Here is a 15,567-nt window from a genome sequence, read left to right as displayed (position 1 = left end):
CAGGCCGCCATGGACGATCGCGATCCCGCCACCATCCGCCGCCATCTTCGCGATGCACTTCGCCCAAACGCGCTCAAATGACTTCGCCAGATTTACGCGGATTCAGACCGCCGGCAACACGAATCCTTCTATTGCCTCTGCGAGCGCCGCCCGGCCCCGTGAAGCTGGAAGAAACTGACTGATTGCGCGACGAGGCAAAGCAGCCATGAGATCCCGGAAATACGGCGTCTGTTCTTGTCCGGCAACGCCGGCAAATCCCTCGACGAAGAGGGTCACCAGGCGCTTCTCTTCAGGCAGAAAGGCCTGACTCCTCACAAGTTCGACACGATAGCGTGCCGTCTTGACGGGTTTCATCAGCAGTGCGCAAGGATGCTCATACGCAACGAGGGCGTGTGTGGATTTAGCGGGCCGGGTCTTTCCCAGAGCCGTGCCTGCCAACATTGGCACGAGATGCTCCGTGAGCAGATCGCGGAACGCTTCCTCCTGCACCTCAGATCTCCGTGCTCAGCCAGCGTCGACTACCGACTCTCGACAGCATGATCACCTTTCGGCTCCCTGGCGTGGAGATCCGTTCACTCCACGACCGCCTTGAACACCGCGTCCGGCGCGTCCTTGTAGAACTCGATGCTGATCTTCGTCCACAGCTCGTCGGGGAGGTCGTTCAGCTGGCGCCGCGCAGCGACCGGCATGAGCAGCGTCTGAGCCTGCTTGTCGACCGCCAGCTCGGCGATCCGCACGGCGTTCGGGATCATCTCGATTGATCCGCCGAGGTTCAGTCCACCGACCACGATCGTTCCGCCACGCGTGTTCCGGCCGAGCAGCGCTCCGCAAAGCGCAACGAGGATCGGCAATCCCAGGCCGGCACCCGACTTGTCCGCGTCCATTGCGCGCATTTGGATCGAGAACTCTTCCTCGCGTGGGTTCCGATCACCTACCAACTCCTTGGCACGTGTGTAGAGATTCTGCTCGCCGACTCTCACGCTCTCTCGAAATGCCGGCGGCGTCGGTTGATTGAGAATCTTGACGCCGCTCCCGGGACCGCAGGTGACTTCGATTCGGTAGATGCCGGGGCCTGTCTCGCCCGATCCTGGACTGACGGCCCACACCTGTCCCGGCGGAAGCGGGTCGCTCTCGATTGCTTCATCGCTGTGAAGCTCGGGCGTCGAGACGAATTGCTCGATGCCGTCGGGGCCGAGGATGTAGCTGAAGTGTGTGTTCCTGAACTCGCTCTTGAACTCGCGCTTCTGCTGTTCCTTGATGCGCCGGCGCGATTCCAGGGCGATGCGGACAATCCATTCGAGGTCTTCGTCTGCCACGGGCATCTCGGGATCGGGGAAAAGAAGCTTCATGAGCCCGCTCACCGTCTTGTTCACCGCCTCGATGTCGCGGCCGCTCAACGCTCCGCCAAGGTGCACACGTCCCTGCAGTACCGAAACGCGGTTGCTGGAACGCAGCCGGCTCCAGCACTCGCTCAGGAAGTCGCTCACCAGTCCGAAGTGATCGGTGAGATGATCGTTCGGATTCAGTTTGGGGAAATCCCACCCTGGGGCGAATGCGTGCAGGCGGTCCATGAAGGCGGTGTCGCTGCGCATCTCCGGTGGCAGCGGGCTCAATAGATGTCCGATCCGCTGCTGTTGCTCGACGTCGACGTCGAAGTTGCCGACCATGACGATGCTGCCGTCGGCGCTGATCTTGTCCTTCCCGCGGCTGAACTGCCCCGACGCCATGTACCCCTTCATGATGTTGACGCCGTCCTTCTGATCGAAGGAGATGCCCGACACCTCGTCGAAGCAGACGACATCGTACTGGCAAACCAAGCCACGCTGGCCGGTGGCGTTGTTCACGAACATCTTGGCGACGGTGGCTTTGCCACCCGAGATCAAGTGCGCGTAAGGAGAGATCTGTTGGAAGAGGTGGCTCTTGCCGGTTCCGCGAGGGCCGATTTCTACGAAATTGTAGTTCCGCTCGACGAACGAGACCATGCGCAGGAGCACAACTCGTTTGGCCCGTTCGGTAAGAGCAGAAGCCTCCAAGCCAATCGAACGGATCAGGAAGTCGATCCACTCGGAGGTTGTGAAGACGCGACGTCCCTTCGCAAAATTGTCGAGAACGTCGGACTTCGACATCTGGATCGGGCGCAGCGCCTCGATCCTGAATGGGCGGCCACCCTGTTGCTGAGCAATGATACCGTCATAGCTGAGCGTGACCTCGGCGTAGAAACCATCCGTGAGCATGCGCTCGTTGTCGTTGACCATCTGGTCATCGATGCGGACGTCCCGCAGGACCAGACTCGGCAGTTCGGCGACGTAGCAGTCGTTCTTCGCGTCGAGTCTCGCGCGCACGAGGTCGATCAGCTTGACCGACCCCGTTTCCTTGGCGCGCGACTTGAAAAGCTCCTCTTCGCTGGTACGAACCGTTCGGTCCCTCAGCTGCTTCTCGACGATTTGGAGTCCTTCGGCGATCTCGTTCTCATCGACGCTCGCGCAGTACCGGCCGAGAAGGAACTCGACCACGTAGGTCGGCACGGGATATTGCCGTGAGTACTTGCGCACCAAGTCCTTACGGACCAGGTAGCCGTCGAAGACCGACGCGGCCAGTTTATCCAAATGATCTAATTCAATGCTCATGATTGTTCTCCGACCGTCGTGGCCTTGTAGTCGAGGACCTGTCCGGTGCCGTCCAACACGACGAGTGTGGCCGCAACGCCCTCATGCTTGTCATCGGCAACCGCAATGCTGCCTTCGCCGTTGGCGGCGATCTCTTTCACTCCGGCCACGATGCTTGTGTTTGGCTGCTTCCAGTTGAGACGGAGATCGAGGCGCAACCCCGTCGCGTTTGTCTCGACGCTCACGCGGCAACGCATGCCACGCCACTGAGCGCCCGTGATTCGGGCCTGCACTGCTGCTTCCCCGCGCTCGACCACGAGTTCCGGAACCACGCACTCCTGAACGCTCACGCCACCGTGCGCGTATTCTGCGCCGGCGATGAACGAACCGATGCCCGGTGGCGAAGCGATCCGCGCAGCCGCGTTCCAGTACCACGCAAAGGTCGGGACGTCGGTTGCGGACTCGCCACGCACGGCGGCGCAACGCGCCCACTTCGTAGCAACAAGGTACGGTGGAAGCTCCACTTTCGGCAGACCGCCCGGAAGGAGTAGCCATCCGTGATCAGTCACGACTCGAACCCGAGGCCAGCCGGCGCTCAAGAGGCCCATAACGCGCTCGGCAATCGCCTCGACCTCAGTTTCAATCTGTCTAACGACAAAGGCGCCAAGTGAATGTCCTAACTCATCGAGCCTTCCAGTTTCCGTCCATCCCCCGCTCTCGGCCTTCGTCCAGAGACGGTTTTCGTGTGCTTCGATCACCTCGACGCCTTGTCGTGCCATGGTGTCGCGCAGGCGTGCCGCCGTCACGGGCTGCTTGCTGTTCGTGAACAACGGTGTGAAGTCATCGAAATTCGAGCCACCTTCGCAGGCGCCATGCGCGGGCGAGGCGAGGGGCTTCGCGGTTGCGGTAACTGTGGGCAGCGGTGCGATACGGTGACTGAGCCGAGTGCGTACGCCGCGCCCTTCGAGCTCTTCCTGGAGCAGACCGGCGACATCGAAGCGAAGGCCGTCGGCAAACAGGATGCAAGTGTCCTTCTCCGCGGTGACACCCGTGACGAGCGTGCGCGCATCAACCCCGCCGCCCATGATGAGCATCTGAAAATGCCGCGCCGACTTGTCGAGCCACGGCTCGTACACGGTGCGGACGACCTTGGCGACAAGCGCGCTTTCAGCGGCTGATCTCACACTGTCCAATGCGTCCAACGCAGCTCGGTCGCAGCGCCAGCCCTGCGTCGCATAGTCGTCCGCCACGCTTTGCGGCGAGGTGCCGCCGAGCGGCGAACGGGCAAGCTGAGCCAGACGTGCAAGCGGCTCCAACGCAATGGCCAGAGGACTTTGTCCCAGCTGCGCCCAGACCCAACCGCGACGCTCCTTGTGTTCCCCATCCAGAGTGAGAATGCGACTACAAGCTTCGGCGTGGGGTAGCGACGTTACCGGATCGAGCTCTTGTCGAAGACGGTCTTCACGTTCCTCGTTCACGGTGGGACGGCGTGAAGGGTCGGAGAACAGATCCCGGGCGGGGCCTCGCAACAGCTGTGACACCCCAGGATACAGGCGGGGAGCCTCGCAGAATCGCTGCCAGACCTCGTCCCACTTGCCTCCGGCATGAAGTAACGAATCGCCGGCGACTGCCGGGCCATCTTGCTCGGGATCGAACCCAAACTCTCGGAGACAAACATCTCTGAACGTTCGCCATCGAGCTTCATCGCAACGCTTCTGGAAGGCTTCGGGACCGCTCATCCAGCTGAGCAGGTCACGGATGGGATCGCCGATCGCGAGTCGGTCCAAGTCATCGGCTTGAAGGCGCCGACCTCGCAGCGCTTCAACCGGCTCATTCGCCAGGAGTGGCAAGGCCCGTAGCACCGCCTCGCGGGTTCGTGCGTCCTGTGCGACGTCGAGCCCGAGACCGTATTCCGAAGTCAGAAACGCTTCGACGGTCCAGTCTCGCCCATTCCGCTGGTGCCAAAGCGCCCCACGATACTGCAGCTCGATCAGTGGCTGAAGTTGAAGCGGGCAGTCGCCGGCCGCCCGAAGTTCCTGACGACTCACGCCGGGCAGGTAGAGAATCGGAATTGCGCCGACGGGAAGCGCAACTTCCGGCAGTGTACGATCCACCACGCACTTGAGCCAAATGACTGGCCCGGTCCGCGTCGAGGGATCGTAAGTACCCAATGAATAGAGTTGCGGCAGGAGCCCTCGAAGTGCCGGAATCAGCGGGCGCCACTGGCCGTCCGCGTCAGTCCAGAGTAGCGCCGCCGGATTCGCGACGCCTTCGGGTGAGCGAAGCGCGGCCTCGAACGACGCCTGGATAGCGTCGATCAGCGTTCCGGTTTGGTCACGCTCCTTCACTGGACTTTCCTTTAGTCACCGGCTTATGTCGAGTATGAGCCTTTCGCTTCGAGCCTGACGCCGCAAGGCGCTTGATCATGTTCAGCACCTGCTTCACTTCCTCCGGTACGGTCGCCATCGCAGCAATGATGTCCTCGTCGAGCAGGCGGGTCCGAATCTTCCGCTCCTGCAGCGTGCCCCGAATACGGCTCAGGACGCGCTTCGCATCGCACAGCGCCGCTCCATCACCCCATTCCGCATTGAGAACGTCATCTGACTCGTGTGTGGCCTTGGTGTAATCGAGGCGGCGATCTTCATGCTGCAGCTTGGTGGCAATTCGAATACCCGCCTCTGATCGGGATTCCGAAAGACTACTCACAAGCGCTTCCCGCACGGCAGTCCGCGCCGCTGATGCCTTCGTCGAGTCATCGAGGTTTGCCACCACGACCTTCTCGACGGCGTGACGGTCGAGCAGGTAGTTCTCGATCTCGTTGCGGCTCCAGATGTGACAGCGCAGGTCTAGCTTCAAGCCGGCCGATTTCGCCGATTTGTGCAGCTCACGCTTCTCGCGTGCGACGCTGGTCGCGCGGCGATAGTCCCGGTCACCAACGACGAGAAAACGCGGTTGTCGTCCACCGGCAAGATCACTTAGGCTCGGAGCATTGAGGAGATCCTTCACCTGACGCGCCAGGAGCTTTACATCCGCAGCGATTGGTTCTTGATAGGTATAAAGAAAACACACCCGATCCCAAACCTCTCGCGCCTTCTTGTCTCCCCACAGTTTACGCGCGAACAGCTCAAGGAGATTTCGGTCCTCTCGATTCTCGACGAAGACAATCGCCTTGGTCCGCAATAGAGGTACTATCTCCATCCGATCGAATGCGCCGAGCGTGTCGAGCACGTCGATCTGCTCAGGCGTCGTTGCAAATGGGTGAGCGCGTCCATCAATCATCGCGCGCAACGATCCTGGAGGTGCTGCCGCAAGCAGATGGGCGGAGTGCGTTGCCATGACGAATTGAATTCCCCGTTCATCGGCCAGGTCCTCGAACACACGCATGAGCTCGACCTGCATCCGGGCGTGCAAGTGCGCGTCCGGCTCGTCGAGAAGAACGATGCAATTGCCTTGAGACAGCACCCCGGAGAAGATCTGTAGAACCTGTTGAAATCCTGTGCCGGATGCGACTACGTCAAGCGGCCGGCTGAGGATGTGGTCGTTGTACTCGGTGGCAATGAAGCGGTCGACTTCTTTGTCGAAGGCGACATCGATGTCCGCCAACGGATAGAGGCGGGCCAGAATACCCTTCAGCAGCTTCCAGCGCTCGCGTTCATTTTCCTTCAGGTCCCACAGAAGGTTGCGGATCACGGAGCCGTACTGCAGCTCACGCAGGCGATCGGCGCGCGCCGGAGCCAGCAGGTACTCCTCCCGGAGTGCAAGCCCGGAATGAATGGGAACGTATCGAATGCGTGCCCCATCCATGATTGCAGGCACATCGCCCTCTACCGACGGGGCGATGCTAAAGCGATTGTACGAGAGCTTTATTTCGAACCGGATGCGCGCCGCACCATCGAAGTCGGCACCAATAGCAATGGTGCCGGTGGCCTTCCCGTTCGGCCACAGATCTGTCGGCGAGGCCACGGGCAAGGCCCCAAACTCCTCCGGGCCGATCGTTCGTGTTTCCAAGGCAATGGTGCCGTTCTTCTTTTTGCGGGTGACCTCCACGCAGTATTGAAAGATGCTGAGCGCCTGGAGCACGGTGGACTTCCCGGAGTTGTTCGCACCGACGAGTACCGTGATCGGTGCGAGGTCAATGACCGTCTCTTCCCGGAACCGCTTGAAGTTCTTGACGGTGAGCTTCTGCAGCATCCCTGGACGCATCCCACTCATGGCTTCCTCCCTGCCCTCTGGCGCTCGCGCGCGGCTTGCTTGAACGCGATCGTGTAATGGAGATCGTTCCAGCGGTTGCCGTCGAAGTGCTTGCCGCCGGCGAAATCGACCGCTTCTTCGTCCCATCCCCAGAACCAAGGGAACTCGTCGCGATCACGCTGCGGCTCTTTCCCACGGTCCTTGCCCCAGTTGATGCGAGGCGTCGTGCGCAGGATGCAGGCGTTCGCGCCGCGGGCGCCTAGTGGCCTTGCCATCATGAATGGGCGGATGTTGATGCGTACGCCGTCGTTGATATCGGGTTCCCAGCCGATCGGCTGTTGGCGCAGGGGCTTCCAGCGCACGAAGATGTCGTAGGGCGGTTCGCCGGCGAGGATCCTCTCAAGCTCCGTCTTGAGATGCTCGGCAGCGGCCAAACGCGCGTCAGCGCCCTCGATGCCCGACCTCTGGTCCGCACGCTGACGATCGATCCAGTCGCCGAGGTAGGTGTAGATCAGCTTCTCCAACGTGCGGCGGCCGTCGCCGTTAGTGCCGGCAAGCTTGTGGTAGTTGGCGAGCGCATTGAAGCCGTCACGGCGGCCATCCCAGACGTGCCAGACGAACGGGCGTTGATGGAAGATGCTGCAGTGCTGCGCGAAGAAATCGTTGCGCAACCATTCCTCCAGATCGGCCGCGCCGCAACCGCTGGCACGGATCAGTTCCAGTTCCGTTTGCGCTTTCCACTCCTTACCGAACGCCACCGCGAGCAATTGGCGTAACCGCTCCGCCGCCGGCGCTTCGCCGCGCACGGGCGGGAGACACACGATGCCGTCGTGATCCGCCAGCTTTTCCAGACCATCCGGGCCGAGCGCGGGGCAATCTGGAAAACTGGAACCGGTCTGGCGCGGCCACCGGTAGCCGAGGAGGCGAGCGACGGCGACGTGCAAAGGAGCCGGGGCGCCCCGCCCCGGCAAATGATCTCCGGGGCGGGACGCCCCGGCTCCTTTAGGATGCCCGTTGAACAGCCATTGCGTAGGGTCGCTGGAAAACGGCTGCGGCAATCCGTGCGGATATTTCTCCGCCGCCACCTTCTGCCAGTGCGCCAGGTCGAAGGGGACTTTGACCAAAGTTGCATTCGCGACCTGCGTCTTCTGATTAATTTTGCGGACTTCTTTTTGGAATGAAGCCGAGGAGCAGTAACACCAAATTGGGAGCAAATGCTTCTCTTCGTGGGGTACAATCGCAGCGATGCTGTTGTCATACACTACGCCCATGTAGATCGCGGCAGGAAGCGTTCCCATCCAGGCGCATGCAACACCCCGCTTGCCCCAAACCGGTTGCCCCGACCATGCTCCACCCAGACGCCCCTCTGCTTTAAGATCGGCCGCAAGCGCTTCAAACGCTCCACCTGGCTCGCGGGAAATACTAACGAACTGCAACCCAGAGTAGGTCGAGCCACCAATTGGCGTACTCTGGTGGGGTAGCCATATATCGCCGGGCGTGACTTCCCAGAAACACAACGCGAAACGCTCAATATCCAACGTGGATGCGCCCTGAATGGAGGCGGCGTAGCGAGAAAGCAGTGGGCCGTCAGAGGTAGCGCCAAACACAACCGCCGCGTCCGGACTCTTGAGGAGGTCCGTCTGTCGAAAGGCCACCAACTGCTTTTCCTTCAAGAGCATTGGTTTGGCATCAGCATATATCGGCTGTTCGCCTCGTTGCGCCGCCACATCGATCGCGCAGGAGCAGGCGTGCCCTACTTCGGGTCGTCGTGCGGTGAGCGTGAGAAGCGCCGTGAATCCGCCAGCAGCCGCTGAACTCTCAAAACCGTGTTCACCAAGCCGCGCGACCACATTCCATTCCGCTGATCCAAGCAGCGTTCGACGAAATTGCTTGTAAGAGGCCAGAAACAGTGGGCTTTGTGGCATGACAAGCGAAACAGTTCCGCTACGTGCGCTCAAAGTCAGACATCGCATGAGGAAACATGTCGCAAGGTCTAGTTTGGCCTCTGGGTATGTTTCAGCGCAGAAAGTCGCGAGCACCACATTCTGATTCTTGCGCCCCAGGAAAGGCACATTGGTGGCGACGAGCGTGAACTGGCCGGCGAGAATTTCCGCCGCCTTGGCCAGGCCGCGCGCGGTCACGGCCATTTCATGCGCGGTGTCGTCCTTAGCCTCTTGGGCCAACGCCGTTTCCAGCAGCGGCTGGAGCTCATGGAACGCGGCCACCAGCAGATCGCCCTCGCCGGCGCGCGGGTTGATGAGGCTGCCCAGCCCAGCCGCCTTTTGGAACAGCCGGTAAAGCCGCTCCATGCCGCGCTGGAGCTTCTGGTTGTCGCCGGCAATCGCCAGCCAGTCGGCTTCGCGGGTGTTCGGTGCGAGGCCGGAGCAAGCCAGGTTCATCGCCGGCAGCGTGCAATGACCCACGCGGCGCCACGCGGCCAGCGCCAGGTTGAACGCGCCAATCTGCGTGCAGCGCGGGTCAATCTCCAAGCCGAACAGGTTGTCGCGGATGACCGCCGCCACCGCGGGCGCTTCGTCCAGGTTTTCCTCGGCCAGACGCAAGGCCACCAGCCGCTCGAACATCGCCACCACGAAGTGCCCGCTGCCCATGCACGGGTCGAGACACTTGAAATCCTTTGCCGTCTTGGGCCAACCTTCGAACGTGCCGGCGGCGGGGGTCCACTGGCCGTCCTTGCCTTGGATGAATCGGAGATATTTCCAAGGGCAGCCCGGCAGCGCGACGGCTTGGCGAATTTCGTCTTCGCTCTCGGCGTTTTCGGGCAGCTTGGGATTCGAGGCGAACATTTTGCCCGCGTGCCACGCGCCGAGCGTATTATCGAGAAGGAAGTCCACCATGTAATCCTCGGTGAACAACTGTGTGACGGCCGGTAGTTCATCCGCTCCGATCTTGCTGCCCGCAGCGTTGACCTGATCCTTCCGCTCCGCCTGCCAGAACTGATAGACCCATCCAAGGCTGTCGTCCGCCAGGAATACCGATCGCGGGAGGTCCTTCAGCAGATCCTCCAACTTCGAACGCGTCTCCGGCGGAAGGGCGACTTCGAGGACCGGGTCCCCCTTTCGGAAGACCTGCGGCAGCATTCGCTCCGCGAAGGTGCTGGCGAGTTCCAACCAATCTTCGCCGCGTTCTCGTGCCAGCTCCTGGCACTCTGCAAGCGAGATGGCGACGCCCGTTTCCGGCTCGATTAAGAGAGCGGTCTCAGCGAGAAAACGCGCAAAGAGCATCCGATGCCAGTGCTCGTACGCGCATTCTGTCTTGAGGCGCGCGATGACCTGCGTGCCGCGGCGCTCGTCGCGTTGATCGCCCAGCTGTCGGCCGTGCGCCCGGAGGCGATTCCGTAGGCCCCGCTGCTTCGGTGTGAGACTTGGCCATGGTTCGTGATGATGAACGGCGAGCTGCTCCAGGGCCTTGTGCGCACCGCCCTCGGCAATGCGACGGGCGTCCTTGACGGTGTTTTCGAGTTGTTTGCGAAGATCGCGTGCGAGCGTCCGCATATCGCTGATCCGTCAGTTCACCAGCACTGGCCCTTGCTTCACTGCCTTGACCAGCCGTACCTTCTGTCGGTCGAGCCACTCATTCACGTCACCTTCAGAGCGCAGCGTCGCGCGCTCCACACTGATCGTCTGAACCTTCGGTTCGAGCAGCTTTGCGGCGCGCTCGATCGCCTGCTGGACGCGGCCGGCAATTGCGTCGATTTCCGTACGGGCCACAGAAAGAGACTTTGCATCTAGCTGCTTGAGGAGGGCTTCGTCCGTGCCGATGTTGAGCGTGGGCGGCGTCGAGAGTCCCACGGCCTCAAGGATCGATGCTTGATCGGCGCTCGGCAGCTTTCCCCACGCGTCACTGGCTTCGAGAGTAGCGACCGCTTTCTCGTAGGCCTCAGCGTGCGCAGTATGGACCTGATTCAACGCGTTGCGGAGCAGGCCGGCAAGTGCGACGCGGATCGGCGCAATCGGATCGGCCGTCTCAAGCAGGAGCCGCTGGTCGCGAATTGCGTCGATCTGCGCCAAATGAGGCTTGGCCTCATCTAGGTCGCGCGCGTGGTGACTTAGGCGCTCAGTGAGATCCCAGACAGGCTTGCGTTGTGTCGCCAGATCGCGCAACGCCGACCAGCTCTTGATCCGTGTTTCGAAATCCGCAGCTCGGTCCTTGATCGCAACAAGCTGCTCGTTGCCAACAAGACGTTGAATGTCCTCGATGTCAGTTGTAGCCGGCAACGCAGGAAGCGGCGGAGCACCGCCCGCCGACCGTCCGAGTTCCAACAACGCGGCGAGAAACTCAGCAGCCTTGGCCAGCTCCTCGCCGCTCTTGCAGCCAATACCGACCTTTGGGAACAGCCCACGAAGCAGCAGGCGATCCTGGACGGAGAGTGGTGTCTGCTCGACCCGGAACTCGGCCTTCGCGATCTTGTTCTGATCAAGTTGCCCAAGTGGCACAGGCGAGCCATTGAGGGTTGCCGTCAAGTGTTGCGCTCGGTGCAGCGCGATGAGGGCCGCGTCAATCGCATCCTGAGGCCAACCAAACGGGGCGGCGCGCAACGTCTTGCGAATCTCGGTCCCGGTCTTTCCAGCCCCGATCGTCGCAAGGACTTGTAGGCAAACCGGGTGCTTCTCCGTTGCCTCGCTATGGCCAGTCGGTTGGAAGGGATGGTCCGCACCATCGCGTGCGCGTTTGATGACCGCCTCCCAGGCGTTGGAATCTGCCTCTTTGAAGCGAGGAAAGAGACGCACAAGTGCGTCGCCCGCAGCGTCGCGTAGCTTCTCGTCGAGTGCGAGTCGGATGACCTCGTTCCCGCCGCCCTGAAACACCTTCGCGTTGGCGACGATCTCCCGGACGAGTCGGTCGCGATCGGTCGCCGTCTTCACCCGACGACTCTCCATGCTGTGTTTCGCTTCCTGCCCTTCGTCACCTGAGGGATTCCCCTTGGCGTCGAGCGTCTGTTGCGCAGCGTCGGTGTCGACAACTAGGCGACGAAGGTCGTCCGCCGACTGCCGAGGGACGAACACGAAGAGGATCGGACTGTCCGCACCCGCACTTCGGGCGGCGTCAACGAGATCCTTCTCGGAACACGACCAACCGTCACGAATCCACACTGGGATGGTACCACCGTCGACCGTGGGTGGTGTTTGGTCACGATGAACGGCGAATTGGCGCGGTTCCTTTGCCGCACCCTGAATCATCTTGATGCTGCGGACGATCTTGTCCGCCTCGGCGTATAAGAGCTGATCGCGTCGAAACTGAATGCCTGCGTCGTCGCCGTTGAGCTTCGTCTGCCGGTTGCGGAACTCGCGATCCCATTCGCTGCCCTCCCGGGTCTGGAGGCGATACTCGTCGCCGACCTGCATCAACACTGCCTGGTCGGCCAGATGCTGCAACGTCGTCGCCACCTCGGCTCGCAGTTTCCCATTGTCGGCTTGCAGATCGTCGACCAGCAGATCCGCAATGTGATCCCTCGTGGCTCGGACGCCGATATCGGCGCCGCTGTCGCGCTTGAGTTTCCCGATGAGGAACACCAGTCCGCAGACTCGTCGCGCAAGCGGCCCCGCTGTCTTTCCGACGTTGATGATCTGCTCGTTGATCTCGCGGAGGAGGACGCCGGTGTTCACCATTTCCGGCGCCAGCGCATCGAATAACTCGTCGGCTGGGACGACGGCTCCGAGCCCTCGATCAGAGACCTTCGCGACTGCGTCGTGAATGATTCGCAACTGCGAACGGAGCTGGCTGTGCGTGCCGGCAGCGTCGATCTGCCGAAAGCAGTACTCCCAGAAACGGCGTCGTACCGGCAGGACAGGATAGTCGTCGACGATTACGGCTCGGTCCTCGACGATTTCGCCAATGCGTGTGCCTTGCAGCTGGCGCGACACCTCGCCTGCATAGGTGTCCAGTAGTTTCCGTACGTCTGCAACGGACGATGGCTTCTTTTGGAGCAGCACCTTTCGTGTGACAGTTTCGACCTCGGTGTCCGATAGCGGGACCCAGATCGTGAACCGGTCCATGAGCTTGTGAAGCAAAGGTACGTCGGTCAGTGCACTCTGACCCGCTCCAACGATCATCACTTGGCTATCGAGCTGCTTCGACACCGCCTCTGCGACTTCGGTGACGAACGTCGAACGGTTGCTCGACTCACCAATGTACTGTTGCACTTCGTCGAGCACGAGCAGCGCGCATGGCGCTCGCCCATCGCGCCCGGCCAGGAGGAGGGCGTCCTTCGCCGTACGGAGAAACTCGTCTGTGGTGATATCGCTCGTCTGCTGTGGAAATTGCGCTCGCAAGGCCTGGCGCGCTTCCGCCTCGTTCGGCGCGAAGCTCGGATCACAGCTCAGGACAGCCTTCGCAAGCGGGCCGCTCACATACATGTTGTTGAGCTCGCGGTCGAACACCTTCCCGGCGGCCCCGACGCTCGCTTTTACCCGGTCGTAGTAGCCGAGCCCGTGAAGCCAGAGACAAAAGCGAGCCGGTGGGTACTGCTCCGGCAGCCCAGCCGCGCGCAAAAGGATGCTGAGAATCGTGAGCCGCACGTTGTCGGTGGTCCCGCTCGGCAGCGAACCCGCAGCAGCGAGCAGGCCGCCCGACCGCTTGCCCGCTGTATCCAATTCACGGAGCAGCGCATGCAGCTCTTCCGGAATGGCGGGCACGAGGCTACGGGCCGTGGCGCCATCCGGGAACGAAGTGTCCTGCCAGAGGTGCGAAAGCATTTTCAGCAGGTGGGATTTGCCACTCCCAAAGAAACCGCTGACCCACGCCGCCCGCTGGTTGGTTTTGCCGAGGTTATTGAGGAACGAGCGGACGATCTTCTGAATCCCGTCGGCGTACTGCCCCTCGCAGACGAACGTGGACAGCTCGCCACGCAGCTCTTCGAGCGCCTTCTCGTTTTTGCTGTCGGCGATGCGCGCCTGGCCTTGGTTGACCAGGGGGTGGGTGGCTGGATCTCGTTGCAGGACGTCCTTGATCTTCATGTCCCATCCCCCTCGCCGTTCAATGTGATCGGTACGGCCAAGTAGTTCCATCCATCGCGAGCATCGAGCAGGCGGTAATTGTTCCGCTCGAATTGTCCGGGAAAGAAAACCGCGAGCCTGCCGCGGATGTCGGTCTCGACCATCTTCAGCACTTGCGAGACACGCGTGAATCCGAACAATGCGCCAACACCAAAGACAGCGACAACGGATGTCTCTGTCACGTCAGGCCGCGTCAGCGTCTGACGGAAGCGCTCGGCAACATACTCGGCGAACTCGGCTTCAAGGTTGAGCTGAAGATCCTGCGGCGACGCGAAGTACTCCTCGCGGTAATCGTTGGCAGCCATCCACGTCGCGAAAGCGTCGGTGACGTCGACTTCGTACCAATCGTGTCCCGCCTGCAGCGTGGCCGTCTCGAACGCCTTCTTGCGGGCGCGCAGCGTGCGTTCGAGTTCCTTGTCATAGACCAGCATCAGTACGCGCTGCGCTCCGGCGACGGTGCGCTGCCAGGGCGTTGCGATGTGCCTGCCGTAGCGCTCGGCGAGATCTTCGATGCGAGCCATACTCAGAACCTCGCGGCTTCCGGATCAAGGCGATCCAGGTTGAGGTCGATCACGTCCGCGGCCATCCGAAGGTCGATGAGACCAGCACGCTTTGCATCGAGGGCGAGTCCCCGCCCGGTCGATGGCGAGCAGTCCAGCACGGCCATCCAGCCGGAGGCGAAGAGGTCCGGCCCGCAAAAGCCGACGGCGTAGGCAAGGTACAGCGCAAAGGCGACGTTGGCTGACGTCGGACGAACAAGACGCCGCTTCTTGAACGTGCGCCCTTCAAGATGCCCGGACTGCGCCCATGAGCTGGCGGCATTGCGTAGCACCTTGTCGAGAGTCTCTTCATTGAATCGATCGCCAACCACGGCGCGTAGGGCGTCCCTCATTGGTTCGCGAAGCAGCTGCGCCCCAATCGGAAGGGACAGAACTGACGGCGCCGTTGCGGCGAGGAGCGGGTCACGTGCAATCGCGCAGAGCATGGCGAGCACCGGCCTCCCGGTTTCATCAAGATCCCACAATCTCCGGAAGATGCGGAAGATGGGGATCGAAGGATCGAGACCGTAAAGTTCGCTGAGTCGCTGATTGGTCAGGCGGCGCGTCGACGAGGTCGGCTTCGCGAGGCAATTCAGGTCGATAATCGCTTCGGCGTATTGTCGCCGGTTGGCGCCAGGGGGGACCGCGACAAGCACCGCCGACAGCTCCGCCAGCATCAAGGTCCGGCTCGTGTGCGTGCCCTTGGGCCCAAATCGAAAACCGGCTTCCAATGCAGAGTCGGTGACCCCGCGGGGGAAAAGCGTGACTAGACTTGAGGCCATTTTCATCAATCCGCCGGCAATCTTGCCGGCATGAATTACTCGCATGCGAAGAGTTCTTAGTCAAGGCAGAAATCACCGCCGGCAAACTTGCCGGCGGGAGATTGACAAACAGTTCAGCCGTCATTACCCTGCAGAGAGTTTGGGGATGACGGGATCGTGAGTGTGGACGCAGACGGCGCAACGGCGGAACGGACGTGGAGCGGTCCCGTTCGGAAATCACCGGAGAAACGCTTCCAGATACTGTCGCTTGATGGCGGCGGCATTATACAGCCGCGCATAATTAAAGGGACATTGACGTAGAGACATGCTATGCTCCCCTTCGTGGTGGTGGAGGGGAGCTGACGATGAATCCGCGAATCATACGATTGCATCCAAAGACCTTTGATCGGTTGGCGCGATGGCGACGGGAGGCTGAACGTGACGGTGCGTATCGGGT

8 protein-coding genes are annotated in these 15,567 nt (G+C 61.5%); all 8 read right to left on the bottom strand.

Annotated elements, in window-relative coordinates; translation table 11 throughout:
- Positions 1-102: 102 nt before the first annotated feature.
- Positions 103-489 (bottom strand): hypothetical protein, encoded by a 387-nt coding sequence (locus HY699_18105; GenBank protein MBI4517723.1) that lies wholly within the window; start codon positions 487-489, stop codon positions 103-105.
- A gap of 83 nt (positions 490-572) precedes the next feature.
- Complete coding sequence (gene brxL / locus HY699_18100; GenBank protein ID MBI4517722.1) at positions 573-2,627, bottom strand: BREX system Lon protease-like protein BrxL; 2,055 nt, start codon at positions 2,625-2,627, stop codon at positions 573-575.
- Entirely contained in the window at positions 2,624-4,954 is a 2,331-nt protein-coding gene (gene pglZ, locus HY699_18095) for a BREX-1 system phosphatase PglZ type B (GenBank protein ID MBI4517721.1), read from the bottom strand. The genes brxL and pglZ overlap by 4 nt, the downstream gene beginning before the upstream one ends.
- A complete protein-coding gene (locus HY699_18090; protein MBI4517720.1) occupies positions 4,941-6,797 on the bottom strand; it encodes an ATP-binding protein in 1,857 nt (618 codons plus the stop codon). Before HY699_18090 ends, pglZ begins: the two co-directional genes overlap by 14 nt.
- Before the next feature lie 17 nt (positions 6,798-6,814).
- A complete protein-coding gene (locus HY699_18085; GenBank protein MBI4517719.1) occupies positions 6,815-10,309 on the bottom strand; it encodes an SAM-dependent DNA methyltransferase in 3,495 nt (1,164 codons plus the stop codon).
- A gap of 12 nt (positions 10,310-10,321) precedes the next feature.
- Positions 10,322-13,771, bottom strand: a complete 3,450-nt coding sequence (gene brxC / locus HY699_18080) for a BREX system P-loop protein BrxC (GenBank protein ID MBI4517718.1) — start codon at positions 13,769-13,771, stop codon at positions 10,322-10,324.
- The gene (locus HY699_18075; protein ID MBI4517717.1) at positions 13,768-14,331 is read right to left on the bottom strand and encodes a DUF1788 domain-containing protein; all 564 of its coding nucleotides are present in this window, start codon (positions 14,329-14,331) and stop codon (positions 13,768-13,770) included. The genes brxC and HY699_18075 overlap by 4 nt, the downstream gene beginning before the upstream one ends.
- 2 nt (positions 14,332-14,333) lie before the next feature.
- The gene (locus HY699_18070) at positions 14,334-15,137 is read right to left on the bottom strand and encodes a hypothetical protein (GenBank protein MBI4517716.1); all 804 of its coding nucleotides are present in this window, start codon (positions 15,135-15,137) and stop codon (positions 14,334-14,336) included.
- Between the last annotated feature and the right edge of the window lie 430 nt (positions 15,138-15,567).

This window comes from Deltaproteobacteria bacterium (assembly GCA_016210005.1).
In the GTDB taxonomy this organism is placed as follows: Bacteria; Desulfobacterota; Binatia; order HRBIN30; family JACQVA1; genus JACQVA1.
This window is presented reverse-complemented; position numbering and strand designations above follow the sequence as displayed.

Excerpts from the sequence above, each read along its gene's own strand:
- HY699_18075 (MBI4517717.1), bottom strand. The coding sequence starts at position 14,331 with ATGGCTCGCATCGAAGATCTCGCCGAGCGCTACGGCAGGCACATCGCA.
- brxL (MBI4517722.1), bottom strand. The coding sequence starts at position 2,627 with ATGAGCATTGAATTAGATCATTTGGATAAACTGGCCGCGTCGGTCTTC.
- HY699_18070 (MBI4517716.1), bottom strand. The coding sequence starts at position 15,137 with ATGAAAATGGCCTCAAGTCTAGTCACGCTTTTCCCCCGCGGGGTCACC.
- HY699_18090 (MBI4517720.1), bottom strand. The coding sequence starts at position 6,797 with ATGCTGCAGAAGCTCACCGTCAAGAACTTCAAGCGGTTCCGGGAAGAG.
- HY699_18085 (MBI4517719.1), bottom strand. The coding sequence starts at position 10,309 with ATGCGGACGCTCGCACGCGATCTTCGCAAACAACTCGAAAACACCGTC.
- brxC (MBI4517718.1), bottom strand. The coding sequence starts at position 13,771 with ATGAAGATCAAGGACGTCCTGCAACGAGATCCAGCCACCCACCCCCTG.